A 496-nucleotide genomic window follows, 5' to 3' on the forward strand; every position below is an offset into this window, starting at 1 on the left:
TGATGGGAGTGGGCGGCCCGAAGGCCGCCGCGAACGATCTCAGGCCGCCGCTTTGAGCGACGCCTTCTGTGCGGCGAATGCCCAGTCGAGCCAGGGCAGCAGCGCTTCGAGATCCGACGTCTCGACCGTCGCGCCGCACCAGATGCGCAGGCCGGGCGGTGCGTCGCGATAGGCACCGATATCATAGGCGACGCCTTCCTTGTCGAGCACCGACACCAGCCCCTTGGCGAAGGCCGCCTGCCCGTCGGCGTCGAGCGCGGACACGTCCGGATCGGTGAAGGACAGGCAGACGGACGTGTTCGACCGTGTCGCCGGCTGGACGGCGAGATGACCGAGCCAGGAGGACTTGCCTACAAAGCGATCGAGGACGGCCGCATTGGCATCCGCCCTGGCGATCAGCGCGTCGAGGCCGCCGGTCGACTTCGCCCAGTTGAGCGCATCGAGGTAATCCTCGACGCACAGCATCGAGGGCGTGTTGATGGTCTCGCCCTTGAAG

The 496-nt window shown here is 67.3% G+C and carries 1 pseudogene; it reads right to left on the minus strand.

Features of this window, described 5'->3' with window-relative positions:
- Window positions 1–39 precede the first annotated feature (39 nt).
- A pseudogene (locus tag EN925_RS39070) lies at window positions 40–496 on the minus strand (phosphoserine aminotransferase); the annotation flags it as partial.

The sequence above is a fragment of the Mesorhizobium sp. M7A.F.Ca.US.006.04.2.1 genome (assembly GCF_004022915.1).
Lineage (GTDB): Bacteria > Pseudomonadota > Alphaproteobacteria > Rhizobiales > Rhizobiaceae > Mesorhizobium > Mesorhizobium ciceri.